This window comes from Shewanella sp. Pdp11 (assembly GCF_002838165.1).
Classification (GTDB): domain Bacteria; phylum Pseudomonadota; class Gammaproteobacteria; order Enterobacterales; family Shewanellaceae; genus Shewanella; species Shewanella hafniensis.
In genome coordinates this window covers 4,131,918-4,156,943 of record NZ_CP015194.1, presented here as the reverse complement: position 1 = coordinate 4,156,943, position 25,026 = coordinate 4,131,918, and the positions used below count along the sequence as shown (strand labels likewise).

The following is a 25,026-nucleotide window of genomic DNA, read 5'->3' as shown; positions in this document are numbered from 1 at the left end:
CGGAATGTGCGCGCATAATAACGTGCTTTTTTAGTGCTGGCGATAATTTGAAGTGGCTTATGTTAGATATCGCACAGCTTTTTTTTCGGCAGATTAAAGCCAGTTTTACGCGGTGCAGCATGTGTAATGTGATTTTTGCGCGTTAGCCTGTCAATTTGGTCTGAGTGATGAGGTAGAACAAATAACGCATTAGTTAAAAGTGAACTATAAATAATTATCTGAAAAAATAAGTGATTATCTAATAGCTTTCTCGCTTTATTACGTTAACGTCAACAGTTATCTATTGCATAAATCGCATTTTTACCCCTAGAAAACTTTATATTAACTAATCTTGATACAGTATTTTATCGAGTGTGAAGATTTGCTGATAAATAATCCATTTTAGGGGTTGACAAGCGCGGGTAAAAAAAGCAATTCTGTTTATCAAGAAATTAACATGGATTAGCCCAAACACATGCATAGCCTAGGTTTCGTAGTAACTACCATTATTACAACCACCACTACAACAACAGTGGGGGCGGGCTGATACACCCTAAAGAATTTTAACAATGAGCCCGCTTCCCACAAAGAAGCGGGCTTTTTTGTTTATAGCTCTTATTTCTAAGTCGGGCGCGGTACAGGAGAACAAGATGAAAGTAATGAAATTTGGTGGTACCTCGCTTGCAAATTGGCAGCGATTCTCGATGGCTGCGGATATCGTTGCCAAGTCATCTAAGCTAGAACCCGTAGCCACAGTGCTATCGGCCCCTGCAACTGTGACGAATGCTTTATTAGAAATGGTCGACGTAGCCGTTAAAGGTGAAGAATATTTACCTGTGCTACAGCACGTTGAGCGGGTATTTACTTCGCTGTACCAAGACGCCGTTAACTCAGTGTTGTCGAGTGAGCAAAGCGAACAGCTTTTTTCTGGACTCAATGCCCAGCTAGTGATCTGGCAGGATAGATTACGTGGTATCGGATTACTGCAAGAGTGTCCCGATGGCATCCGCGCCGAAATCGTGGTCGCAGGTGAGCGTTTATCAGCTGCCTTGATGGAACAAGTGATGATATCTAAGGGGATCACTTCGGCTCAGCTTGACCCACGCGCCTTATTTTTAGGTCGTGGTCGTCCGTTAGAATCTGTCGTTGATATCGCTGTGAGTAAGCCAAGGTTTCGCGCGTTGGCATTAGGTGAAAAACGCGTATGGGTGATGCCGGGATTCACCGCCGCCGATGAGCAGGGCAAAGTGGTGACGTTAGGCCGTAATGGTTCTGACTATTCTGCTGCCGTGCTCGCCGCCTGTTTGGATGCTTCAAGTTGTGAAATCTGGACCGATGTTGACGGTGTTTATAATACTGATCCTCGGGTGGTAGCTGACGCTAAGTTATTATCACAACTCAGCTACCAAGAGGCGATGGAGCTGTCCTATTTTGGTGCTAAGGTATTGCACCCTAAGACGATTGCCCCTATTGCTCAGTTCCATATTCCCTGTTATATCAAAAACAGTTTTAACCCCGATGCCCCCGGCACTCTGGTTTCAAACCAAGCCGATGAAACCGGCTTGCAGGTTAAAGCTATCTCCAATTTAGATAACCAGACCATGTTTGATATTTCAGGCCCAGGTATGAAGGGCATGGTTGGGATGGCGAGCCGTACTTTAGCTGCGATTTCCCGCAGCGGCGTGTCAGTGTCTTTAATCACCCAAAGTTCTTCTGAATACAGTATTAGTTTCTGTGTGGCTACATCTGACTCGGCCAAAGTGAAGTGGGCCTTAGAGCAAGAGTTCGAATTAGAAATAAAAAGTGACTTGCTTGAACCTATCGCTATGCGTCATGAGCTGGCAATTGTTTCATTGATTGGTGATGGCATGCGCACCCACAAAGGGGTAGCGGCGCGTTTCTTCCAAGCGTTAGCGCAGGCAAGCGTGAACATTATCGCCATCGCCCAAGGATCGTCCGAGCGCTCGATTTCGACTGTGATCGAGCAGCGTAAGACTAAGCATGCGGTGGCGGCTTGTCATCAAGGCTTTTTCGATGTGCAGCAATATTTAGATGTGTTTTTAGTCGGTTGCGGCAATGTGGGCGCGGGCCTGCTCGAACAGATAAAACAACAATCCGCCATGCTCAAAGAGCAGCACATCAGTATCCGTGTTTGCGGCATAGTGAATTCGAACAAGATGTTACTCGACAGTGCGGGTATCGATTTAAGCAACTGGTCTAGCTTGCTTGCCGATAGTCAGCAAGCCTGCGATATCCCAGCGTTACTGGCATGGGTGAAAGAGCAACAATTGCTTAATCCAGTGCTGGTGGATTGCACTTCGAGCGAGCAAGTATCGGATCTGTATTTGGATGTGATGAACTCAGGTTTGCATGTGGTCACGCCGAACAAAAAGTCGAACACTCGCGATTATGCTTATTACCAAGCGCTTCGCCAAACAGCCTTAAAACAGCGCCGCCAATTTTTATACGAAACCACAGTCGGCGCGGGTTTACCTGTGATCGATAACCTGAAAAAACTGTTATTTGCGGGTGATAAACTGCATAAGTTTAACGGTATTTTATCGGGCTCTTTATCCTTTATCTTCGGCATGCTCGATGAAGGTATGACGCTTTCCGAGGCGACAGGTCTTGCGCGGGAAAAATGTTTTACTGAGCCCGATCCCCGTGATGATTTGAGTGGTATGGATGTGGCGCGTAAGGTGCTCATCCTTGCCCGTGAAGTGGGACTAAAGCTAGAGCTCAGTGACGTGCAGGTTGAATCTGTATTGCCAGCTGAGTTTGATGATTCAGGCGATGTCGAAAGCTTTATGGCGCGTTTGCCGCAGGTTGATGCTGCTATTGCCGCTAAAGTGGCGCAGGCCAAAGCCCAAGGCAAAGTGCTGCGTTATGTGGGGCAAATTGAAGATGGCGTCTGCCGTGTGCGTATCGCTGAAGTCGATGCAAATGATCCGCTTTACAGCGTTAAAGGCGGTGAAAATGCCTTGGCATTCTATAGCCGTTATTATCAGCCCATTCCGTTTGTGCTGCGCGGTTATGGCGCGGGAACGGAAGTGACCGCCGCTGGTGCCTTTGCCGATGTATTAAGAACCTTGAATTGGACTCGTGAGGTGAGTGTATGAATTTGACGGTTTACGCTCCAGCCTCTATGGGTAACGTGGGAGTCGGATTTGATTTATTGGGCGCCGCTTTGGCGCCGATAGACGGCAGTTTACTCGGCGATAGAGTGACTATCGCGGCGGCAGAATCGGGTGTGAGCCTGACACAAACCGGCGCTTGGGCCCATAAACTGCCAGATAATCCAAAAGACAATATTGTGTACCAATGTGCTGAGTTCTTCTTAACCGACCTGAGTAAGGAGTATTTAGAAGCACAGGGTAAAGCAGGTGAAGGCGTGGCACTGACACTGGAAAAGAACCTGCCCGTCGGCAGTGGTTTAGGGTCTAGTGCCAGTTCAGTCGTGGCGGCGTTATATGCCTTGAATGAACATTTTAACCAGCCCTATAACGAGCAAGCCCTGCTGGAACTGATGGGCGAGTTTGAAGGTAAGATCAGCGGCAGTGTGCACTATGACAACGTCGCCCCCTGTTACTTGGGCGGTATGCAATTGATGCTCAATGTGCCGGGGACAGTTTGCGAAGCAATACCGAGTTTTAAAGAATGGTATTGGGTTGTAGCCTATCCAGGGATTTCACTCTCGACGGCGATGATGCGTAAACTCATGCCCGATCAATACGATAAAAGCGTCACTATCGATTTTGGCCGTTATTTAAGTGCCTTTGTACATGCCTCTTACCAGCAAAATGCCAAGCTTGCGATCAGCGTATTAAAAGATGTGTTAGCCGAGCCTTACCGCGCCGCCGCTATTCCCTGTTACGACAATGCTAGAGCCGCGTTAGCCGATTTAGGAATGTTGACTACGGGGATTTCTGGCAGCGGCCCAACGCTGTTTTCTATAACCGATGATTTAGCCACGGCAAATACCGCTAAAGCTTGGTTAGAACTGCATTATCTCACCGAGGAGGGTGGCTTTGCCCACGTGTGTCGCCTCGATGAGCAAGGCACGCGTAGAGTCGATTAATCGTTAATTTAGCTACGACTAAGTACCCCAAATTAGCATTTAAGTTTTAGCATCAAAAGGTTGAGTTGAGCATGGAACTATATAATTTAAAACACCCTTCGCAGAAAGTGAGCTTTAAAGAAGCGGTACAACTGGGGTTAGGTAAAGACAGAGGTTTGTTCTTTCCTAGTCAAATACCCGTACTAGACGATATTGAAGGGCTGCTGGCGTTGCCATTCGTTGAGCGCAGTAAAAAAGTGCTCGGTGCATGGCTTGCCTCTGAACTAGGGCAAGATGCGGTTGATGAACTGGTTGAGCGTGCCTTTAACTTCGATTTACCTTTGGTTGCCGTCGATGAGCAGCGCGCTTGCCTCGAATTATTCCACGGTCCAACACTGGCGTTTAAAGATTTTGGGGCGCGTTTTATGGCGCAATGCGTTAATGCCTTTGTGGGTGACACACGCTTAACCATTTTGACTGCGACCTCGGGCGACACTGGCGCAGCGGTTGCCGATGCCTTCTATGGGCTTGAGAAAGTCAATGTGGTGGTGCTCTATCCCAAGGGTAAGATCAGTGAACTACAGGAAAAGATGTTCACGACGTTGGGCAAGAATATCCATACAGTTGCCGTCTCGTCCGATTTCGATGCCTGCCAAGATCTCGTTAAGCACGCCTTTGATGATCCCGAAGTCCGCGATGGGCTGAGCTTAAACTCGGCGAACTCTATCAACATCAGCCGCTTACTCGCGCAAATTTGCTATTACTTTGAAGCGGTTGCCCAGTCTAAGCAGCGCCACAGTGCCGATCCTGTGATTTCAGTGCCAAGCGGTAACTTTGGCAACCTCACCGCAGGTTTATTTGCCAAAGCCATGGGATTACCGGTTAAACGCTTTATCGCCGCCACCAATGCTAACGATACTGTGCCGCGTTACTTAGACAATGGTCAATGGCAGCCCAATCCGACTCAAGCGACCATGTCCAATGCGATGGATGTGAGTGAGCCCAGTAACTGGCCGCGGGTGGAAGCGATTTGTGAGAAGTTAGGCTGGCCACTGAGTAACTTAGTGGGGATCCGTTTATCCGAGGAGCAAACCTCACAGGCATTAGCCGAGTTATATGCTCAAGGTTATGTGTCTGAGCCCCATGCGGCGATCGCGGCTAAGGCATTATCTTTAACCTTAGTGCCCGACGAAGTGGGCATATTTCTAGGGACGGCGCATCCCGCTAAGTTTAAGGATGTCGTAGATAGGGAGCTAAAGCTAGACTTACCCTTACCGGCCGAGCTTGAGGCGGTGGCGACTAAGACAATTTTATCTGCAGAGTTACCCGCAGATTTTGCTAGACTGAAAGCGCACTTGTTCAAAATCTTAACCTAAGCTGCTTGTACTTAACGTATCAGCCTATCGGTGAGATAACATAACGTTACAGAAGAGAAGGGAGCTTAGCTCCCTTTTTTATCAGCACAATTTTGATAAATACGTTTTTATAAATACATTGCCAATAAGTACACTTTTTACAAATGCATTTTTTATAAGTGCACTCTTTACAGGTGTAAGCAAGATAACGATAAATTGATGAAACTGTGTTGCAGGCAAGCATAAAAAAACTTTTGTTTAACTACATGATATTAAATTAATATTTGTAACTTATTGTATTGCATTTGGTTATGCAAGTGTGATCTGGTTCACGATTTTATCGGTTTTAATTGTTTATGTTCACCCGCGTGTTTAATCAGTGGGTTGAGTGATTTGTCTAGATTTTTCTTATTAAGTGTCTGTGTTTGCGTTTTAGTCTCTGGGTGCGCAACCGAGCAACGGGAGTTATATCGGCGCATAAATGTGGCCTACGATTTTGAAGTGACCCACTGCGACAGTTTTGCCATCGTCACTGGAGTGAGCTGGCGCGAGAATAATCTAGATGAAGCCAAAGATTCTGCCATAGCTCAGGGAGAGCAATTGGGCGGCACGCACATCGTTTGGTTACAGACTGATATGGGCGATCCCACTAAGGTTGTTGCTGTTATTTATAAGTGTCAGATTTAGCGAGCTTAAATTTTAACTTTAACTTGAGCTTATTTATTCAGTCTGAGTTTTTAGACTAAGTGAATTAAATCGATGACATTGAACGCCCTAGCTATAGTTCATATTTGTTGCTATTCTCCGCGCCCTATTTAGGTTAATTACTATGTTCTGACTGGTGTTTATGGCGCGCTGTCTAAGTGCCAACTACGCTTATTTAGGTATTAAAACACTGTGGAAGCTTGACGTTGAACCGTTTTGCTTCATCTTCATCAGGAGAGGATCGCCAACTTAAGGGGCAAGTAACTTAGCCTATGTCACTGTTTAAATACGTTCCTGTCTTATTTTTGCTTTCTTTAGCCTTGCCTGCTCAAAGTACATTGCAGGTTAATAGTCCTTTACCTTGTCAAAAAACCATTAAAGTCGGTTATAACGACTGGCCTCCCTATGCCTGGCAAGATCCCCAAGGAGAAGCACAAGGTTTAGATGTGGATCTGATGCGGGCATTTGCCGTGTATCTTGGTTGCAAAATCAATTTTATTAATGTGCCTGCTAAGCGATCGCACCAGATGTTGAAAGCTGGGCAATTAGATGTGTTGATGGGAGCGACAATGACGGATGAACGTCAGGCTTATGCACATTTTTCCAGTTATTATCGAGACGAAGAACTGCGCTTATTCGTGCTCGATGAGCAAAAAGATCAGATTAATGTCGATAAGTGGGAAGACATTTTTACCAAGAAATTACGTCTGCTTGTGCCTTCAAGCGGTTGGTATGGCGTTGATTATCAAGAGTCTCAATATCGATTAGAGCAGGAGCACTTATTGGTATTGAGCCCTGACTCAGATAAGTCGGTACAAATGCTCACCTATGGCCGCGGGGATATGATCGTCGGCGATACTATGGCCATGCCCTATATTGCCAGTCAGCATCAGCACATTAAGCTAGTGCCACTTAAATTAGTGTTAGATCAAAACCATATCCATTTAATGCTCAGTAAAGCGAGTATGACGCCAAGCCAGTTAGAGCAGTTTAATCATGCGATTAAGGCCATGATGGATAACGGTGAAATTGCACGAGTAATCAATAAATGGCAACAAATGTCACTAGCGAAACAATCCAATATGAGCCGCCTAAGCAGTCCATTAAAGACGCTGTACGTCAGCCCGTAATCAGGCCTAACGTTAGCCCTTAACATTCGTTCTTAATATTAGTCCTTAACACTTGCCCTTCAACTACGCCAATCACGTCTCACTTTTAATGATTTTTATCGTGGTGCAACAGGGTAACGCTATGATTTTTGGTTATTTGCACTAAAGAATATTGTTTTTTACTCAGTTGTTTTCCCGCGATTTAAGATGTGACACATTTGCTAAAACTTCTCTGGCTCGAAGTTACTGAACTCTCTATTAAATTCTGCTAGTTTGGTGAGCTAAATTGTCATGCTTTGGGTTTGATTGCGTTTTTTACAAAAGCCCATGGCAAGAATGTCTTCGCTCACTCTGCTAGCAAAATCTCGTCGTTAAAGAGTCCATTGCTAAAAATAACAATAGGATAGAGGTCATACATGAAACTTCGCCATTCTGTCGCCTGCTGTATGCTTGCTCTAGGTACATTCACTGCGGCTCAAGCCATCGCTGCCACTGCAGTGAGTAATCAAGGCTATTACCGCGCGCCAGCCCTGCACGATCAAACCTTAGTCTTTACCGCTGAAGGGGATTTATGGACTCAGACCTTAGGCCAAAAAGCGGCGACGCGCTTAACGAGTTTACCCGCAGAGGAGCTAGGTGCGACCATTTCAGCCGATGGTAAGTGGGTTGCTTACGTGGCCAATTATGAAGGCGCGAGCGAAGTGTATGTGATCCCAGTTGCGGGTGGTGTGGCCAAACGGGTGAGTTTCGAGAATAGCCGTGTGCGTGTTCAGGGTTGGACCGCTAAAGGCGAGATTTTATATTCTACCGACAGTGGTTTTGGTCCTGCGAATAATTGGATGCTGCGCAGCGTCGATCCTAAAACCCTCACGACTACAGATTTACCCTTAGCCGATGCGGTCGAAGGTGTGATTGATGATCGCAACGAATACGTGTACTTCACCCGCTTTGGTCTACAAGTCACTGGGGATAACGCCAAAGTGTACCGTGGCGGCGCAAAGGGCGAATTATGGCGCTTTAAACTTGGTAGCAAAACCGAAGCTCAGTTGCTCAGCGGTCAGCACGACGGCTCAGTGCGTCAACCTATGCTATGGCAAGACAGGCTGTATTTTATCAGCGACAGTGATGGTAACGACAACCTCTGGTCGATGGCGCTCGATGGTTCAGACGCAAAACAGTTGACCCAATTTAAAGATTGGCAAGTCCGCGGCGCGCGGATGGATCAAGGCAAAGTGGTCTTCCAGTTAGGTGCGGATATCCATGTGTTTGATATTGCGGCCGCGAAAGACGCATTACTCAATATCGAACTCACGTCCGATTTTGCCCAGCGCCGTGAGCACTGGGTGAAAGATCCTATGGATTATGCATCCTCTACCGATTTAGCCCTCACTGGCGATAAAGTGGTGATCACCGCCCGCAGCCATGTGGCTATTGCGGGTGTTGATGGTTCGCGCTTAGTGCAAGTTGCGCTGCCGGGGACTTATCGAGTTAGAAACGCGATTATGAGTCAAGATGGCAAGTCGGTTTATGCGCTTAGCGATATGACAGGCCAACAGGAAATTTGGCAATTCCCCGCCGATGGCAGCAGTGGCGCTAAGCAGCTGACGAAGGACGGCCATACCCTAAGAATGAGCTTGAATCTGTCCAATGACGGTCGATTTATCGCCCACGACGATAACGATGGCAATGTTTGGTTGCTCGACTTAAAGAAAAATACCAATCAGAAAATCATCACTAACGGCGAGGGACTTGGGCCTTATGCTGATATTCGCTGGTCCGGCGACAGCCGTTTTATCGCATTAACTAAGTCAGAAATCGGTAAACAAAGACCACAAATTGTTCTTTACTCTGTGGATGAAAATAAGGTCGAGACGCTCACCAGCGACAAATACGAGTCCTATTCGCCAACCTTTAGCAGTGACGGTCAGTGGCTATATTTCCTGTCAAATCGCCAATTTAGCGCCACGCCAAGTTCTCCTTGGGGCGATAGAAACATGGGCCCAGTGTTTGATAAACGCAGCCAAATTTTTGCCATCGCCTTAGTTAGCAATGCCAAATTTCCCTTTAGTAAGCCCAATGAACTTAGTGTTAACCAAGCCGACAAAACCGATGCTAAAGATAAGCCGGAACCGGTGAAAATTGATTGGTCAGGTATTTCGCAGCGCTTATGGCAAGTACCTGTCGATTCAGGCAATTACAGTGAACTGCGCGCCGTCGATGGCAGACTTTATGTGCTTGACCAAGCAATGGGTGATGACGCGGAACCAAGCCTGATGACCATCAAGTTTGATCCATTGAGACCTAAGGCCGAGGTTTTTGCCGAAGATATTGGTCATTATGCGGTTTCTGCCGATGGCAAAAAGCTGATGCTAAGAAAGTTCAGCAATGACAAGGCGCTGATGATTGTTGACGGTGGCGATAAGCTTGGCGATACAGATAATGCCAAAGTGCAAACGGATCAATGGCAATTAGCGATTTCTCCCCAGCTTGAATGGCAACAAATGTTTGAAGATGCTTGGTTGATGCACAGGGAATCTTTCTTCGATAAGAAGATGCGCGGCCTCGATTGGCAAGCGACCAAAGCTAAGTATCAACCTCTGCTTGACCGCCTGACTGACCGTAATGAACTGAACGATATCTTTATGCAAATGATGGGCGAATTAGATTCATTGCATTCACAGGTTCGCGGCGGTGATTTACCTAAAGATCCCGATGCGGCTAAAGCGGCAAGTCTTGGTGCGCGCCTACAGCAAACTGCAGATGGCGTTAAAATTGCGCACATTTACAGTAACGATCCTGAGTTACCTGCCAACGCATCACCGTTAAATCGTATCGAAGTCGATGCCAAAGAAGGCGATGTGTTGCTAGCTATCAATGGCACGCCAGTGGCGAACGTGGCCGATGTCACGCGTCTGTTACGTAATCAACAGGACAAGCAAGTATTGCTGCAACTTAAGCGTGGCAGCAAAACCCATAAAACTATCGTCATGCCTGTTAGCGCTATGGTGGATGGCCAGTTACGTTACTTAGATTGGGTGAGCCATAACGCGGCTGTGGTCGAGGATGCGAGTAAGAGCAAGATTGGCTATTTGCACTTATATGCGATGGGCGGCGGCGATATAGAAAGTTTTGCCCGTGAGTTTTATACCAATTATGATAAAGACGGGTTGATTATCGACGTTCGCCGTAACCGCGGCGGCAATATCGACAGTTGGATTATTGAGAAGTTATTGCGCCGCGCTTGGGCGTTTTGGCAACCGACCCACGGCACGCCAAACACCAATATGCAGCAAACCTTCCGCGGCCATTTAGTGGTGTTAACCGATGAGCTGACTTATTCCGACGGTGAGACTTTCTCCGCTGGGATTAAAGCGCTGGGTATTGCACCGCTAATTGGCAAGCAAACGGCAGGGGCGGGCGTGTGGTTATCTGGGCGAAACTCGCTGACCGATAAAGGAATGGCGCGGGTGGCGGAGTATCCACAGTATGCAATGGATGGTCGCTGGGTGCTGGAAGGACATGGCGTAACGCCGGATATCGAAGTTGATAACTTACCTTTTGCGACCTTTAACGGTAAAGATGCACAGCTTGAGACGGCAATAAACTATTTAAAGGATGAATTGGTTAAGCAGCCCGTTCCAGCCTTAAAAGCGCAGCCTATGCCGGCAAAAGGAATGGCACAGGATATAAAAGCTAAGTAATTGATATTTAAATTCAGTATTTAACTGAAATTTAAGGTATCTCAGTTAACATAGTCGCGTACAAAGTTAGGGTGTTGTCTCTTAGTTCCCGAGACAACACCCATTTTTATGCCCATTCATTAATATTCTTACTCGTTTCTGCGTAGTTCTGCATAGTGTTCACTTGCTGTTGTTGGGCAAGCTGATTGACTGTCATTGCTCTCGCGTCTTCGTTTTGGCTTAGGTAATAGGCCGTTGACGCCGAAATTCCTTGGCTCGTTCCTGTCGCTATATTAGTCATATCGGCGATCACTTGATATTTCATCTTCGCGTGTTTCAATTCGACTAAGGTTTCTATGTTATCCCTCAGAGCTGGCATTTCTGCTGGTTTTTCAGCTGATTTTTGCGCATTTGCCGCCAACTGTTTTGCATTGCGAGAAAGCGTTACTGTATCCGTTGATGTTGGGGCGCTGGTTTGAACGGCATTTTTGATCTGTGCAAATTCAGCGTTGGAGACATTTTTTTGTGGGCTGACAGACGGGGAATGTCGCAGTGGTTGAATGTGCATGGTTTAACTCCAACAGTTAGCTCTAAGTTATACCAATCGTACGGTTTAAAAGCTGGATATGAGCTGAACCATGGAGAAATTTCGGGGGTGCGAATGGTAAGACTCAGTGGAGGGCCGGCGGAGATTTGGTGATGGCGATGAGCTGCGGTGTGGCAATAAAAAAGCCCGCTTAGGAATCCATTAGCGGGCCGTAGATATCAGCACAAATCTTAAAATTTGATATGGATATCTGTCGCTAAGCTATTGGCGATAAAGCAATTTACATGTGCTTTTTCGTGAATTTTCTCAAGGGTTTCTTGGCTGACTTCAACCCCTTCAGCGAAAATGACCTTAGGATTGAGCACCATCTTAGTGACGGCCAACTTGCCCGCGTCGTTTTTACCCAGCTCTGCAGTGGCATTGTCCACATAGGACGTCACCGGTAAGCGCTTAAGATGTGCAATCGCGAGAAAGGTCAACATATGGCATGAGGATAACGCCGCCAGCAGGCTTTCCTCAGGGTTTACATTCTGCCCATTGCCTTTGTATTCCGGCGCCGACGAGGCTTGAATCGTCTGGCCGCTGCCAAATGTAATGCTGTGATCTCGACAAAATTCGCCTTCTTCGGCGGGCGAGGTTTGCCAGTTAACCGTTAAGTTAAAGCCCATTATTTTCTCCTATCTGAAGGACATCAGGGCACTATAGCCTAGCGGTGCGCACTTAGCCATGACCTGTGGCTCACTGCAGCAGGAAGTTATAGCTTAGTGCAACGAAAATTATAGCCCAGCGCTCAGTAATAGACTGCTTGTGAGTACGCTACCAGCGACAATACCAATCGGCAAATGGCGCGGACTGTAGCTTAACGTCAGTATGACCAGCATGGCCGCGAGGGAAATGATCCCCATAAACAAAATGCTACCGTAGGCCCAGCCTTGATCGCTCGCGCAGGCACTTAAGCTAAATGCCAGTAATAACCAAGCAAACAAGGTGAGTAAATGGCTTTGCCATTGTGCTGGTGGACGGTTAAACACATCCTTAAAATGGCCAAACTTAGCTAAGGCGAACAGAGCAAGTGAGAGATAACTCAAGCCTAAGATCCCAAGTACGGGGATAAATTCTGGCATCATGATTTGGCTTCCTCCAATGAAGACGGCGAGGTAAGTTCGTTGGCGAGAGATGTTTTTGGCTCGCTGCGGCGAGCCTTATTCGCCTTGGCATTTGTCGCATTGGATGCGGGTCTTGCTGGGCGCTTAGCGGGGGCTTTGGCAATCAAAGTTAATCTTTTACTGGCAAATAGCATAGCGGCGCCAAGTAGAATGGCGAGCACATCAAATCCGACTAAAGGCCATTGATGGGATTGAATATTATCGATGAGATTGCTCGGCGATGTGAAGGCATTAAGCACGGGCAGTGCACAGCACAAACTGCCTGTGAGTATTAATGCTGCTTGCCACTGGCGACGTGAACGGCCAAAGAAAGCCCAGACTCCCATTGCCGCTAACGCGATAAAGAAGCAGTGAACTTCCCATTCGGAGCGGCCTGCAAAACTTGTTGATAGCAGACGATTTGCGTAAAAGAAGCTCACAGCGCCTAAGGGTAATCCTAAGATAAACATGAAGTTTAACCCTTCGACCAAACGTAATCCCAAGCTTGGTTTCTCGCCTTTATCTATGGCTTTCTGTTGTTTTTGACGTAGACGAATGGCCCACATCAACGTGCCTGTTGCGACCATAGCGCAACCCAATAAGCCGCAGAAAAAGAACAATATGCGTAATAGCGGTGCGGCAAAACGCGCCGTGTGTAGCGACATCATAGTGTCGTAGGTGGCTGATGCTCCCGAGGCCTCATGTGGGCTAGCATATTTAAGCTCACCATTTACCCCGTTGAATATCAAAATATTGGCTTCATCGGTCACATCTTTACCTGTGTTTTGGTAAAAAGTCACTTGGCTATTTTGATCGTTAGGATATGACACTATGACTTGCTTAATTGGCGCATCGCCCCAAGCGGTTTGCACCTGCGGCAGTAATTGACTCAGTTGCACCTGTGGCGCGCTAATCCCCGCGGCCTTCTCGGTTTGTCTAGCGGGATTCAGCTCTTTTAAGAAGGCTTGGTTGTCACCCGAATAGGCGGTATCCACCGTCCACGGAATATAGATTAACATCAGGGTGATAAGCCCTGTATAAGTGATCATCAGGTGGTAGGGCAGGGCGATGACAGAGCTCACATTGTGCGCATCCAACCAAGAGCGGGCGCCCTTGTCGCGTCTAAAACTAAACAAATCCTTGAAGATCCGCTTGTGGATCACTATGCCGCTGATAAGGGCAATTAGCATAAACATAGTGCAAACACCGACGATATATCGGGCCGTAATTGCGGACATATAATGCAAGTCAAAGTGCAGACGATAGAAAAAATCGCCGCCGCGACTCTCGCGCACTTCTGCGACCATGCCGCTGCCATCGGCGAGGGCAACGTGTTCTTCTGTCTTGCCGCGACGTTGACCTTTTTCTGGCGGTAGTTGCCAACTCACACTTTGAAAGGGTTTACGCTCAGTCGGAAAACCTATCATCCAGCGCTGCGCCGATTCGGGCGAATGCGCAGCGATATAATCTTGGCCTTTATCAAGTTGGTTTACGAGTGTATCGGCTTGATAGTCTTGATAAACCCCTTGATGTAATTCGGGTTCGTTCCAGAGGCTGATCTCATGGCGGAAATAGCTCAAGCTACCCGCAAAAAAGATCAACAATAACACCCAACACACGAGCAAACCTGCCCAGGTATGTAGCCAAGATAAGGTTCTAAAAAATGTCTCTTTCATCTTACTGTCCGCACACCTGAATCAACCCAAAACATAACAAACTCACTAGGCCTAAATCTCGCCATGCATGCCAAGTTTTACGTACGCAAAAGGCGTAAATAATGGCGATGGCATAAAACAGAAAAGCCAACATATTGGCCGTTATTGTGCTTTCGAAGCGGGGCATAGGTAGCACGACGGTGAGCAGACAAGCCAAGGTAGCCGCCGCAATATAACCCGCCAGCAGTGCAGCGCTCGCGCGGGCAAAGACTTTGACGGCAAATTGTGACTGTTCTTGTTTAAACCATCGCGCAATTTGCACAACCCCCCGTGAAATCAGTGAGAAAGAGCGCGTTTGCACTGCAGATGATTGCGTTGACGTTTCAAACGCGGGTGTATTAGACATAAGTGCCACTTCTCATTTCGAGCCAATATGGGTCCGTTATAGCTATCCGTTACGGTTAATTCTGCAAAGTGTGCTTGAGCTTTCTAGCTTAACCACAGAAAACTCGGCTTAATGGCGAATGCATTCCTATAACAGTGAATAGCTAACCGCGAGAAGTATAACTTAGTTAATTCAAATGATAAACGATATCATTTAGATTCGAATGTAAAAATGTGATCTTAGACGAGTAGAGGGGCGGTGTGTTACTAAATTGTGTTTCCGTATATTTTAGGCTTTGAATATAAATCTTTTAAATCAAAGGTTAAAAGTTTCAGGTTAATATATTGTGAGTGATAAGTTATGAATACGTATGCATCCCATTGAGGCGAAAAACGCTACACCGTTAGTATGACACTTTGATTGCCCTGTGTTTCTTGGATTGATGTGGTGAATAGAACATCGGGTTAAAACAAGTCGTTATGACATAGGGGAATGCCAAATGCGTCATTGTAAACTCAGCGTCTTGACTATGGCTCTCGCGGCGGCAGGCTTTAGTGTGGTGTATACACCGCAGTTAGCCTTTGCAGCAGAGATCACGCCAACTCAACAGGAGGCCAAACAAGCTCAAGACGACAATATAAAAAACGAGACTGATTCCAATACTAAGAGTGTCGAAACCAACAAAAAAGCCAGCGATGAAGCGGCAAATATCGAACGGATTGAGGTTAAAGGTTACAGCAAAAGTCTGATTGACTCTCTCGATGCTAAGCGTTACGGCGACACAGTTTCTGAGCAATTATCGGCCGATGATCTTGGCGCCTTACCCGATGTATCAATGGCGGATGCACTGACCCGCTTACCCGGTATTTCAGCGGTACGTACCGGCGGACAAGCGGCAGAAATTAACATTCGCGGTATGTCGGGCGGTTTTGTTTTTTCAACCTTAAATGGTCGTGAACAGGTATCGACGAGTGGCACTCGCAGTATCGAGTTCGATCAATACCCGTCTGAACTGATTTCATCCGCCGCTGTGTACAAATCCCCTAAAGCCTCACTCATTGAAGGCGGTGTTGCAGGAACAGTGGAACTGCAAACAGTCAGCCCGCTGCAATCCGATAAAGACCATAGCTTTCTGGTCAATGCCCGTGGTATGTACAACGACAGAGCCAGTGAAGTGTACGGTGCTGACGAGTATGGCCACAGGTTGAGTATTTCTTATCAGGGTAAGTTTTTTGACGATACCTTAGGTGTAGCGTTAGGTTATGCCCGTCTAAAACAACCCAGTGTCGCGACCCAATTTATCGGTTTGGCTTATAACGACAGCAAAGAAGTCGATGGACAGGCTAATGATACCAAGGGGCCAATTGATGCCCCTGCGAATGAGTACATCAGCGAGGGTTTTGAGCTACAACACCTCGGTGGCGTTGAAATTCGTAACGGTTATATGGGCGCGATTGAGTGGGCGCCTAGGGATAATTTTAAGCTTAAGGCCGATGCATTTTTATCACGTTTCGATAGCGAATCGTTTGCCCGAGGATTCAGGGTTAAGTTTGGTGGCTCAGGCGCTGCAATTGCCAATCCTGTACTCGATGGCAATTCTGTTATTGGCGGAACCTTTAATCGCACCTCAAAGAGCTATACCCGAGTTGAGACTGTCAACGACGATAACCAAGATTTTGATGAAGTGAATAGCTTTGGTTTAAATGCTGACTGGCAAGTGACAGACAGACTGAATGTCGCTGCCGATATTTCCTACTCCTCAGCCAAAAGCAACTTCAGGAATGGCCTGCTATGGGCGAACGTTGCCGTTGATGCTAATGCCGACACCCCAGTTTTCGATGATAATGTCTCGATTAGTTATCAACTTAACGGGCTTAATCTGCCCGATGTGGGCTTTAATCAAGCCGATGCTTTCACCGATCTGGATCGGGTAATGGTGAGTAAGTACGGTATCTATCCCTATGAGAATGAGGATGCAGTAAAGGCTTATCGCCTTGATTTTAAATACGACCTTGAGAATGATTACATTAGCTCAGTGGAGTTTGGTGTACGTTACTCGGACCGCAATTACTCCAATCGCCGCTCGGTATTTGAATATGGCAATGATGGCGCTTTCTCTAGCGCAGAGCCACCACTCAAGCTGACGTCTGATATGGCCTCGGTCGTCGATTGGCAGGGTGAGTTCAGTTATTTTCCCTCTTATCTCGCCATTGATCTCGACGCTGCGCTAGCGGCTTGGTTTCCTGAGGGTATCCCACAGCCAGTCCAAACTTGGGGAAATGCCGATGGTGTTCTCGATGCTAAGGGCTATACCACTAACTATTCTTGGACTGTATTGCAAAGTGGTGAGGTGTTCGAAAAGGTGTTTGCGGCTTATGCCATGGTTAATTTCGATACCGAGATTGGCGGTATTCCAGTCACGGGGAATCTTGGTTTACGCCGTGTTGAAACAGACCAATCTGCAACTGTCTTAGAGAATGTCGGCGCAGATCCCCTGCTTGGCGCTCAGTATATTGTCGATGATTTAGGCATAGTGAATAACTACTACGCACCTAAAATCAAAGGGATAGATTATGTTGATTATCTACCGTCCCTTAACCTCAGTTTTAAGATCACTGAAGATTCTCAAATCCGTTTAGCGGCCGCTAAAGTGATGTCGCGTCCGCCCATTAACCGCTTGGCGGGAGATGCGAGCGCCACGGCTAATAGCGATGGGGTCATCAATGGTTCCAGTACTAATAATCCCTATTTAAAGCCTTTCTATGCGGATCAATATGATATTTCCTACGAGAAATACTTTGATGAAGGCGCATTTGTCGCGGCGCTATTCTACAAAAATATCGATTCTTTTATTGATACTGTGGCTATCACCAATTTCGATTTTAAGGGGAATGGCTTCAACGTGCCGGATTACATCGTCGATCCTGTTACTGGAGTGCAAACCTCAACAAGTAATGGCACTTATACTACTGCAATGAACAATGCCCAGGGCGGATACATTCGCGGTTTAGAGCTGGCTTACACCCAAGTGTTTGCCTCCTTGCCCGATTTGTTTTCTGGTTTAGGTTTTAATGCCAGTTATTCGTATACCGAGAGTGAGGTGCAGTCCATTACCAGCCTAGGCGGTGATAGTACGACTCAATCTTTACCAGGTTTATCGAATAATGTGCTCAGTGCCACCTTGTTTTATGGCTATGAGGGCTTTGAAACCCGTATCAGCGCTCGTTACCGTGATGCTTTTGTCTCTGAACAGGTGGCGATTAACGATCAAGTGGTGAACTTCGATTCCGAAACCGTGATGGACTATCAAGCCTCCTATCAAGTAATGGACGGTTTAAACGTACTGTTCCAAGTGAATAACCTCACAGATGAACCGACTAAGAGTTACTTCGGTACCGAGCAGAAAACCGGCACCTTGCAATATTTTGGCCGCGAATTTTTCCTGGGGTTCACCTATGCCCTGTAATCCATTACGTCAGTTGGTGTGCTTAAACGCACAGAGCCTAAATCCATTACATGTTGCGCCATTTTGCTTCACGGCGTCTTATTCGCAAATTGGGAGAAACCACTCATGTTGAGTATCTCTAATCTTATTAAACTGTCGGCCTTAGCCCTGAGTATGAGCTTACTCTCGGCCTGTGGCGGTAGCGATTCATCTGAACCAGGTAAAGTGCTATTAACCTGCGATGTGCCTATGGTGCCTGATGCCACGGGCACAAGCTGCGTAGCACCAACGCCTATTAGTTGTAAGGCACCAAAATTCCCTGATCCTAAAAACGAGAGCTGTATAAACGGCTTAGATCCCTCATTACCCGCGCCCAGCGTATTTCCGCAGGCCAATCAGGCTGTGCTGTATTACAACCGCATTAAAGATAAAAACAATACTGCGAGTAACGCTGAATATCCTAAGTACAAATTACATACTTGGAACGATGAAAAGTGTGATGCCTATGCCGCTCCCTTTGATACCAGCGATTGGGCCAACGGCCATCCCTTCGACGGTATTGATCCTAATTATGGCGCCTATTGGATCCTCAATCTGAAGGAAGGTTATGGTGCCTGCGGCAACTTTATTGTGCATGCCGGTACGGATGATGCGGGTAAGGCCTTAGGTAAAAACAACTTAACCATGTCCCTGGTGCAGGACGATGCGACCTATGTACGCGTGAATTTCACCATCCACGGCGAGTCGGATGTGTATGAGTATCCGATCCTTGAGACTGGTTTCTCTATTTCAGGTATGAGTGCCCATTGGTTAGATCGCAATACCTTTGTGTGGAACCAAGATCCGCAGGGGGTAACAAGTGTGAAATTGCATTATTCAGCTAAGGCCGATATCGCCGCCGATGATAATAATGTGATCAGTGGCACCCAAGTGACCTTAACGCCAGCAACCTTAAGTGATGCACAAAAAGCGTTATCGCCAGTGCTGGCAGATTGGCCTGCTTATACTGCTAATTTTACTGCGGATGAAGCCAAAGCTATTGCAAAAGATCAATTAGTATTAGTCGCTTACGATGCCGATAACAAACCTGTTGGCGCAACTTATGTGCAAGCGGCCAAGGTGCTTGATGATCTTTACACCCAGGGCGACCAAGATGCTGATGAAGCTGCGCTCGGTGTGGTTTACGATGGGGCGAACATTATTGCTTCAGTGTGGGCACCAACTGCCCAAGATGTAAAATTGAAAGTCTACGATGCCAATAAAACACTGAAAAGCACTGAGAACATGGCCTTAGATAGTCTTACTGGTATCTGGTCCTATCGCGGTGATGCTAGCCTTAATCGTCTCTATTATCGTTATGCGCTCAGTGTGTACCATCCAACAACCAAAAAACTGGAGTCGTTAGAAAGCACTGACCCTTATTCTTTAAATGTGTCGAGTAACGGCCGTTTTAGCCAGTTTATTAATTTGGATGATGCGGACCTTAAACCAGACGGCTGGGATAACCAAACCGTTGCCGCTATTGCGCATCCAGAAGATGCGGTGATCTACGAGGGGCATATCCGTGATTTTAGTATTCGAGATCAGAGCACCAGTGCCGCCCACCGTGGTAAATATTTGGCCTTTACCGAGCAAGGTTCTGCGCCAGTTGAACACCTTAAAAAGCTGGTTGATAATGGCTTAACGCACTTCCATGTGTTGCCCGCCACCGATATGGCGACGGTCAATGAAAATGCCAGTGAACGTATCGAAATGACCGACACACTGGCCAATTTGTGCGGCAAAATCAATGATGTGGCCGATGCCTGTAAAACCCAAAACAAGTCAGCAACGGTAGAGAGTATTTTGGCGAATAGCTTACCCGGCTCAAGCGATGCGCAGGCATTAGTGGATGCTATGCGTGGTTTAGATGGCTTTAACTGGGGTTACGATCCGCAGCACTTTTTTGCCCCTGAAGGCAGTTATGCCACAGTGGTAGAGGGTACGGCGCGAGTGCTTGAACTGCGCGAAATGAACCAAGCCTTACATAATATGGGCCTCAGAGTCGTGTTGGATGTGGTGTACAACCACACGAGCGCTTCTGGCGTGAATGCTAACGCTGTGCTCGATAAGGTCGTTCCTGGTTATTACCACAGATACGACCCTGTATCTGGCGCGATGGAACAGTCAACCTGTTGTGAAAATACCGCCACTGAACATCGAATGATGGGCAAACTTGTCACTGATTCATTAGTTTTGCTTGCCAAAGAATATGGCTATGACGGCTTCCGTTTTGATGTGATGGGACACATGCCTAAGCAAGGTATTCTTGATGCGAGAACCGCAGTGCAGGCCGTCGATCCAGACACTTACTTCTACGGTGAAGGATGGAACTTTGGTGAAGTAGCCGATAATCGTTTATTCGAGCAGGCAACCCAAGCCAATATGGCAGGCTCCGAAGTGGGCACCTTTAATGACAGAATTCGTGAGGCGGTGCGTGGTGGCGCATTGTTTGCGACTGAGGCAAAGGATGACTACCTGCGGGATCAAGATACCCTACGCTTATCATTGGCGGGTAACTTACAAAACTATGTACTCAAAGACTTTAATGGCAATTCTGCTAAGGGCAGTAGCTTTAGCTGGAACTCACAACCGAGTGCTTATGCTCTCGATCCTGCCGACAGTATTAACTATGTGTCTAAGCACGATAACGAAACCCTGTGGGATATCCTGCAGTATAAACATGCCATTGGTTTGAGTATTGAAAATCGTGTGCGAGTTCAAAACATGGCTGCCAGTATTCCACTCTTGAGCCAAGGGGTGCCGTTCCTGCAAATGGGTGGTGATTTACTGCGCTCAAAATCGATGGACAGAAACAGTTATGACTCGGGTGACTGGTTTAACTATGTCGACTTTACCTACAACAGCAATAACTGGAATGTAGGTTTACCGCCAGCGCAGGATAACAGCAGCAAATGGACGCAGATTGCGGGTATTGCTGCTAACCCAAATGCGGCGGCGTCCATGTCGGATATCGAATTGGCTTCTGGGGTATTTAACGAGTTTTTACGTATACGTCATCAGAGTCCATTATTCCGCCTGACCGATGAGCAGACCATTATTGAGCGGGTGGGATTCCATAACGTCGGTAAACGTCAGCAACAAGGTGTCATCGTCATGAGCCTTGACGACGGTGTGGGTCTTAGCGATCTCGACCCGGCAGTCGATGCCATAGTGGTGATGATCAACGGCAGCGCAACGCAGCAGTCTCACACAGTGCCAACGGCAGCAGGCTTTAGCTTACACGAAGTACAAGCAAACTCGGTTGATGCCAAAATCCGCGGCGCAAGCTTTAGTGAAGGTGTGGATGAAGGTACATTTACGGTTCCGGCCTACAGCACGGCTGTATTTGTGAAAAAACAGAGCGGTGCTCAGGGGGCGGGGCTTTCGGCAAATGCCACTGTTGGTGCGCCTGATGTTGTGCCCTATGGCAGTACCGATGTATTTGTCCGTGGCGGCATGAATGGCTGGGGTGAAGTTGATAAATTCGCCTACGTCGGCGCTGGCGAATACCGTATTGCCATCAAACTGAATGCCGGTGACTATGATTTCAAAATTGCCTCGGCAGATTGGAATACCGTTGACTTTGGTGCCATTAGTGCTGATGTCGCGCAAGTTGATGAAGGTATGGCCGAAGCGCTAGCTTTGAAGGGCGGAAATCTGCATTTTTCCGCGGGGATAACGGCAACCTATGTGTTCTCCCTCGATGCATCGGATAAGGACCATCCTGTATTAAGCGTTTATAACGAAGAGCCATTTGTAGGCACGCCTGTGTACCTGCGTGGTGATATGAATGCTTGGGGGACGGATAACGAAGTCAAGTATATGGGCGGTGGGATGTACCGCGTTGATCTCGCCATCACGGCAGGTACTAAGGGCTTTAAACTCGCGTCAAGTGATTGGTCTACGGTAGATTATGGTACCGGTGAAGCCGATGGTGTCGTTGTGCTCAATCAAGAGAAATTGCTGGCGGTCAAAGGCGGCAATATGAGCATCACCTTCGACAGCGATGATACCTACAGCTTTATATTTGATGCTTCAAATCGTAATGAACCTAAACTCAGCGTGTATAAAACGGCGATGTTTGGTGCGAACACGGTTTATATTCGTGGTGGCATGAATGGCTGGGGCACAGTGGACACGTTAGTCTATCAAGGCGCCTCGGTTTACAGTGTCGATATTGCACTAGTCGCAGGGGATAATGAGTTCAAAATTGCCTCATCAGATTGGTCTAGTGTCGATTTTGGTGCTGTGGCGGGCGATGAAGCTGTGGCACTTGATGGGTTAAAAGTCTTGGCTTCAAAGGGCGCCAATATGCATTTTAATGCGCCAGCGGCGGCCACTTATCGCTTTACTGTGACGGGCCCCGATCCTAAATCGCCAAGCTTAACGGTCACTCAGGTTAACTAAATTATCGCAGGGAGCCACGGTTCACTCGCAGTGGATACGATGTGAATGTAACACCACCTTAAGTGTGAGCTTAAGGTGGTTTTTTATTACCCTGAGCAGGGGCTGATAATTTACCAATATAGGAGTAAGGCTAATAACTGTGAGCGAAACAAGATATGGATTTTCTGACTTGTTAGTCTTGTCACAGTTGTTTGTTTAGGTGTGTCTAGCGGTTACCGCTTGTTTAGCTTTAGGTTAATTTTTATGCTGCCAATGTGAGCTTTATCAATTTTGATGTTCTGACGTTTTGGCAGAATGCTCGTTATCTTTTTTACCTAGACCTAACCTGATAACCCTATGCATAAAAACTCTAAGAATGGTGAAACACACCTGTCAGATAATGCGATTTTACTCTCCACGACGGATTTGAAGGGAAACATCAAATATGTGAATCAGACTTTTTCGCAGATTAGCGAGTTTAGTGCTGCTGAGTTGCAAGGGAATCCCCATAACATAGTGCGTCATCAAGATATGCCCGCAGCTGCGTTTAAGATCCTTTGGGAGCGAATTAAGCAGGGTAAACCTTGGATGGGTATCGTTAAAAATCGCACTAAAAATGGCGGTTATTACTGGGTAAATGCCTATGTCGCACCTGTGTATGAAGACGGTAAAATTCACGAATATCAATCTGTTCGCCGTCAAGCGACCCCTGAGCAGATTAAAGCTGCTGAGCGTATTTACAGCGATATAAATCAGGGCAAGCAACCTAAAGCATTGCGCAAAGATAGGCTAGGTTTCAGTGGTAAGATACTGCTGGCCATGCTGATTTCGATTATGACTACGACAATGATTGCCAGTTATTCTCCCATTGGTGCTGCAATTGCGGGGATGACGATAGCGTGCCTAGCATGGTATTTCCTGATGCAGCCGCTGCAAAAACTCGTGTCGATGGCGACTAATATTATTGACGATCCTGTGGCGACGGGCGTGTATACCGGCCGCCAAGATGAGATTGGAAAATTGGATCTTGCTCTGCGCTTTTTGATCACCGAAATTGGTGGCGTTGTCGGGCGCATGGCGGATTCTGCCAGTGAAATCCAATCTCAAAGTGTCAATCTTAAACAAACCATTACCAACACTTGGGAGCACGCCGATAGCCAGAGTGAGCAAACGACGCAGGCTGCAACAGCGATGGAGCAGATGAGCGCCAGTTTTGCCGAAGTGACGGGCAATATTCACCGCACCGCCTCTGAAATGGTGTCGAGCCACGAGGCGGCTCAACGCGGTCATTCACGTTTAGAAACAGTCATAGAGGCGATTCATCAGTTGAGTGTGCAAGTGAGTCACTTTTCCGATGTGGTTCAAACGATTGAAGAAGATAGCCGTGCAATTCACCAAGTGCTTGAAGTAATACGCGCCATTGCCGATCAAACTAATCTGTTAGCTTTAAATGCGGCAATTGAAGCGGCGCGGGCTGGGGACAGTGGCCGCGGTTTTGCCGTGGTGGCCGATGAAGTCAGACAATTATCGAGTCGTACTAGCCAATCTACCTCGCAAATCGAATTAATTGTTAGCCGCTTTAGGGAAAGTACTCAAAGGGCGACTTCGACTATGATGGCGGGACAAGAGCAGGTTAAACGTTCGGTTGGCTTAGCGCAGGAAGCCAGTGTTGCTTTTGGCGAGTTGCTTTCATCTATATCAAGGATTAACTCCTTAAGTGATGATAATGCCGCCGCTATGACCCAGCAGACCTCAGTGGCCGCTGAAATCAGTCGTGCTATTCATGTGATCAGCGATTTGGCTCAGCAGAGTTTAGAGCAGACGCTCGATGCGGCGGCGCGGGGCGACCAAGTGTCGCGTCTATCGACTAAGACGCATCATCTGTCACAACAGTTTTGGCAGCAGAGTGTGCAACGTAAATATTAAGTGTATTTACTTTAGGTCGCATTGAATTTTGTGATTGATTTACTATCAACGCCTGGTTATAAATCAATCACTTAATCGCATTTTTCAGACAGTTTTATTTTCAACTTCTTGATGGCTGTCACATTTAGGAGATGCTAATACCTGAGTTGATCGAAATATTTGCCAATATCCCTTGTGTTTTATTCTGTATGCCCCAAGCTCTAGTAGTGAAGCGAAAATAAAAGTAATGACATTAAAAGGGACAACCTATGAAAATAAATATTTCTGGTCACCACGTCGATGTTACTGATTCTATTAGAGAAGATGTTAACGAGAAATTTGCTAAGATCGCCACTCATTTTCCCTCTCTGATCGCACTGGATATCATTATTGCGAAAGAGCATGGCGAGTATCAGGTTGAAATTCGAACCAATTATGAAGGCAGCCGCATTTCCGCTTCGGGTACCGATGAGGTGATGTACCCAGCTATCAAGGCCGCATCGAAAAAATTAGATGCAGCACTTAAGCACCGTAAAGGCCAATTAAAAGCAGATTTACATGAAACCCCGAGCTGCACAACGCCAGCCATTGCCCATGAAATTATTCAAGAGATGGAGCTTCGTTAGGTTTT

At 47.0% G+C, this 25,026-nt stretch carries 15 protein-coding genes; 10 read left to right on the top strand and 5 right to left on the bottom strand.

Annotated features, from left to right (window positions below; all coding sequences use genetic code 11):
- Window positions 1–629: 629 nt before the first annotated feature.
- The 6 genes from thrA (at window position 630) to AYJ58_RS18230 (ending at window position 10,906) form a co-directional block, all read left to right on the top strand.
- Entirely contained in the window at window positions 630–3,098 is a 2,469-nt protein-coding gene (thrA, locus tag AYJ58_RS18255) for a bifunctional aspartate kinase/homoserine dehydrogenase I (RefSeq protein WP_106651211.1), read from the top strand.
- Window positions 3,095–4,057, top strand: coding sequence for a homoserine kinase (gene thrB, locus AYJ58_RS18250; protein ID WP_106651210.1), 963 nt, complete (start codon window positions 3,095–3,097; stop codon window positions 4,055–4,057). The genes thrA and thrB overlap by 4 nt, the downstream gene beginning before the upstream one ends.
- 71 nt (window positions 4,058–4,128) lie before the next feature.
- Window positions 4,129–5,412, top strand: coding sequence for a threonine synthase (thrC, locus tag AYJ58_RS18245; protein ID WP_106651209.1), 1,284 nt, complete (start codon window positions 4,129–4,131; stop codon window positions 5,410–5,412).
- Between the two features lie 363 nt (window positions 5,413–5,775).
- Complete coding sequence (locus AYJ58_RS18240) at window positions 5,776–6,078, top strand: hypothetical protein (protein ID WP_198555508.1); 303 nt, start codon at window positions 5,776–5,778, stop codon at window positions 6,076–6,078.
- Window positions 6,079–6,368: 290 nt separating this feature from the next.
- The gene (locus AYJ58_RS18235) at window positions 6,369–7,226 is read left to right on the top strand and encodes a substrate-binding periplasmic protein (RefSeq protein WP_106651207.1); all 858 of its coding nucleotides are present in this window, start codon (window positions 6,369–6,371) and stop codon (window positions 7,224–7,226) included.
- Window positions 7,227–7,621: 395 nt separating this feature from the next.
- Complete coding sequence (locus AYJ58_RS18230; protein ID WP_106651206.1) at window positions 7,622–10,906, top strand: S41 family peptidase; 3,285 nt, start codon at window positions 7,622–7,624, stop codon at window positions 10,904–10,906.
- 106 nt (window positions 10,907–11,012) lie between these two features.
- Here the strand turns inward: AYJ58_RS18230 and AYJ58_RS18225 are convergent, their stop codons facing one another.
- The 5 genes from AYJ58_RS18225 to AYJ58_RS18205 all read right to left on the bottom strand — a co-directional run bounded on the left by AYJ58_RS18225 (window position 11,013) and on the right by AYJ58_RS18205 (window position 14,638).
- Window positions 11,013–11,453: a hypothetical protein gene (locus tag AYJ58_RS18225; protein WP_106651205.1), complete on the bottom strand. Its 441-nt coding sequence runs from the start codon at window positions 11,451–11,453 to the stop codon at window positions 11,013–11,015.
- Between the two features lie 209 nt (window positions 11,454–11,662).
- A complete protein-coding gene (locus AYJ58_RS18220; RefSeq protein WP_106651204.1) occupies window positions 11,663–12,100 on the bottom strand; it encodes an OsmC family protein in 438 nt (145 codons plus the stop codon).
- 108 nt (window positions 12,101–12,208) lie between these two features.
- Window positions 12,209–12,559 (bottom strand): DUF3325 domain-containing protein, encoded by a 351-nt coding sequence (locus AYJ58_RS18215; protein ID WP_006080813.1) that lies wholly within the window; start codon window positions 12,557–12,559, stop codon window positions 12,209–12,211.
- The gene (locus tag AYJ58_RS18210) at window positions 12,556–14,253 is read right to left on the bottom strand and encodes a PepSY-associated TM helix domain-containing protein (RefSeq protein ID WP_106651203.1); all 1,698 of its coding nucleotides are present in this window, start codon (window positions 14,251–14,253) and stop codon (window positions 12,556–12,558) included. The genes AYJ58_RS18215 and AYJ58_RS18210 overlap by 4 nt, the downstream gene beginning before the upstream one ends.
- A 1-nt stretch (window position 14,254) precedes the next feature.
- On the bottom strand, window positions 14,255–14,638 hold the full coding sequence (locus tag AYJ58_RS18205; RefSeq protein WP_198555507.1) for a DUF3649 domain-containing protein: 384 nt from the start codon (window positions 14,636–14,638) through the stop codon (window positions 14,255–14,257).
- Window positions 14,639–15,116: 478 nt separating this feature from the next.
- On the opposite strand from AYJ58_RS18205, the gene AYJ58_RS18200 reads away from it, so the two are divergent.
- From AYJ58_RS18200 to hpf, 4 genes are all read left to right on the top strand, one after another.
- Window positions 15,117–18,083 carry a TonB-dependent receptor gene (locus AYJ58_RS18200; RefSeq protein ID WP_106651202.1) on the top strand — a complete coding sequence of 989 codons (2,967 nt, stop codon included), beginning with the start codon at window positions 15,117–15,119 and terminating at the stop codon, window positions 18,081–18,083.
- A gap of 105 nt (window positions 18,084–18,188) precedes the next feature.
- The gene (pulA, locus tag AYJ58_RS18195) at window positions 18,189–22,511 is read left to right on the top strand and encodes a pullulanase-type alpha-1,6-glucosidase (RefSeq protein WP_106651201.1); all 4,323 of its coding nucleotides are present in this window, start codon (window positions 18,189–18,191) and stop codon (window positions 22,509–22,511) included.
- 336 nt (window positions 22,512–22,847) lie between these two features.
- Complete coding sequence (locus AYJ58_RS18190; protein ID WP_006080816.1) at window positions 22,848–24,416, top strand: methyl-accepting chemotaxis protein; 1,569 nt, start codon at window positions 22,848–22,850, stop codon at window positions 24,414–24,416.
- A 248-nt stretch (window positions 24,417–24,664) separates the two neighbouring features.
- Complete coding sequence (hpf, locus tag AYJ58_RS18185; RefSeq protein ID WP_006080817.1) at window positions 24,665–25,021, top strand: ribosome hibernation-promoting factor, HPF/YfiA family; 357 nt, start codon at window positions 24,665–24,667, stop codon at window positions 25,019–25,021.
- The last annotated feature ends 5 nt before the right edge of the window (window positions 25,022–25,026 follow it).

What these genes read in the sequence shown, in the direction of transcription:
- hpf (WP_006080817.1), top strand. Translation starts at nt 24,665, where the DNA reads ATGAAAATAAATATTTCTGGTCACCACGTCGATGTTACTGATTCTATT.
- AYJ58_RS18230 (WP_106651206.1), top strand. Translation starts at nt 7,622, where the DNA reads ATGAAACTTCGCCATTCTGTCGCCTGCTGTATGCTTGCTCTAGGTACA.
- AYJ58_RS18190 (WP_006080816.1), top strand. Translation starts at nt 22,848, where the DNA reads ATGCATAAAAACTCTAAGAATGGTGAAACACACCTGTCAGATAATGCG.
- AYJ58_RS18225 (WP_106651205.1), bottom strand. Translation starts at nt 11,453, where the DNA reads ATGCACATTCAACCACTGCGACATTCCCCGTCTGTCAGCCCACAAAAA.
- AYJ58_RS18205 (WP_198555507.1), bottom strand. Translation starts at nt 14,638, where the DNA reads ATGTCTAATACACCCGCGTTTGAAACGTCAACGCAATCATCTGCAGTG.
- AYJ58_RS18220 (WP_106651204.1), bottom strand. Translation starts at nt 12,100, where the DNA reads ATGGGCTTTAACTTAACGGTTAACTGGCAAACCTCGCCCGCCGAAGAA.
- thrA (WP_106651211.1), top strand. Translation starts at nt 630, where the DNA reads ATGAAAGTAATGAAATTTGGTGGTACCTCGCTTGCAAATTGGCAGCGA.
- AYJ58_RS18210 (WP_106651203.1), bottom strand. Translation starts at nt 14,253, where the DNA reads ATGAAAGAGACATTTTTTAGAACCTTATCTTGGCTACATACCTGGGCA.
- thrB (WP_106651210.1), top strand. Translation starts at nt 3,095, where the DNA reads ATGAATTTGACGGTTTACGCTCCAGCCTCTATGGGTAACGTGGGAGTC.
- pulA (WP_106651201.1), top strand. Translation starts at nt 18,189, where the DNA reads ATGTTGAGTATCTCTAATCTTATTAAACTGTCGGCCTTAGCCCTGAGT.
- AYJ58_RS18200 (WP_106651202.1), top strand. Translation starts at nt 15,117, where the DNA reads ATGCGTCATTGTAAACTCAGCGTCTTGACTATGGCTCTCGCGGCGGCA.
- thrC (WP_106651209.1), top strand. Translation starts at nt 4,129, where the DNA reads ATGGAACTATATAATTTAAAACACCCTTCGCAGAAAGTGAGCTTTAAA.
- AYJ58_RS18215 (WP_006080813.1), bottom strand. Translation starts at nt 12,559, where the DNA reads ATGATGCCAGAATTTATCCCCGTACTTGGGATCTTAGGCTTGAGTTAT.
- AYJ58_RS18235 (WP_106651207.1), top strand. Translation starts at nt 6,369, where the DNA reads ATGTCACTGTTTAAATACGTTCCTGTCTTATTTTTGCTTTCTTTAGCC.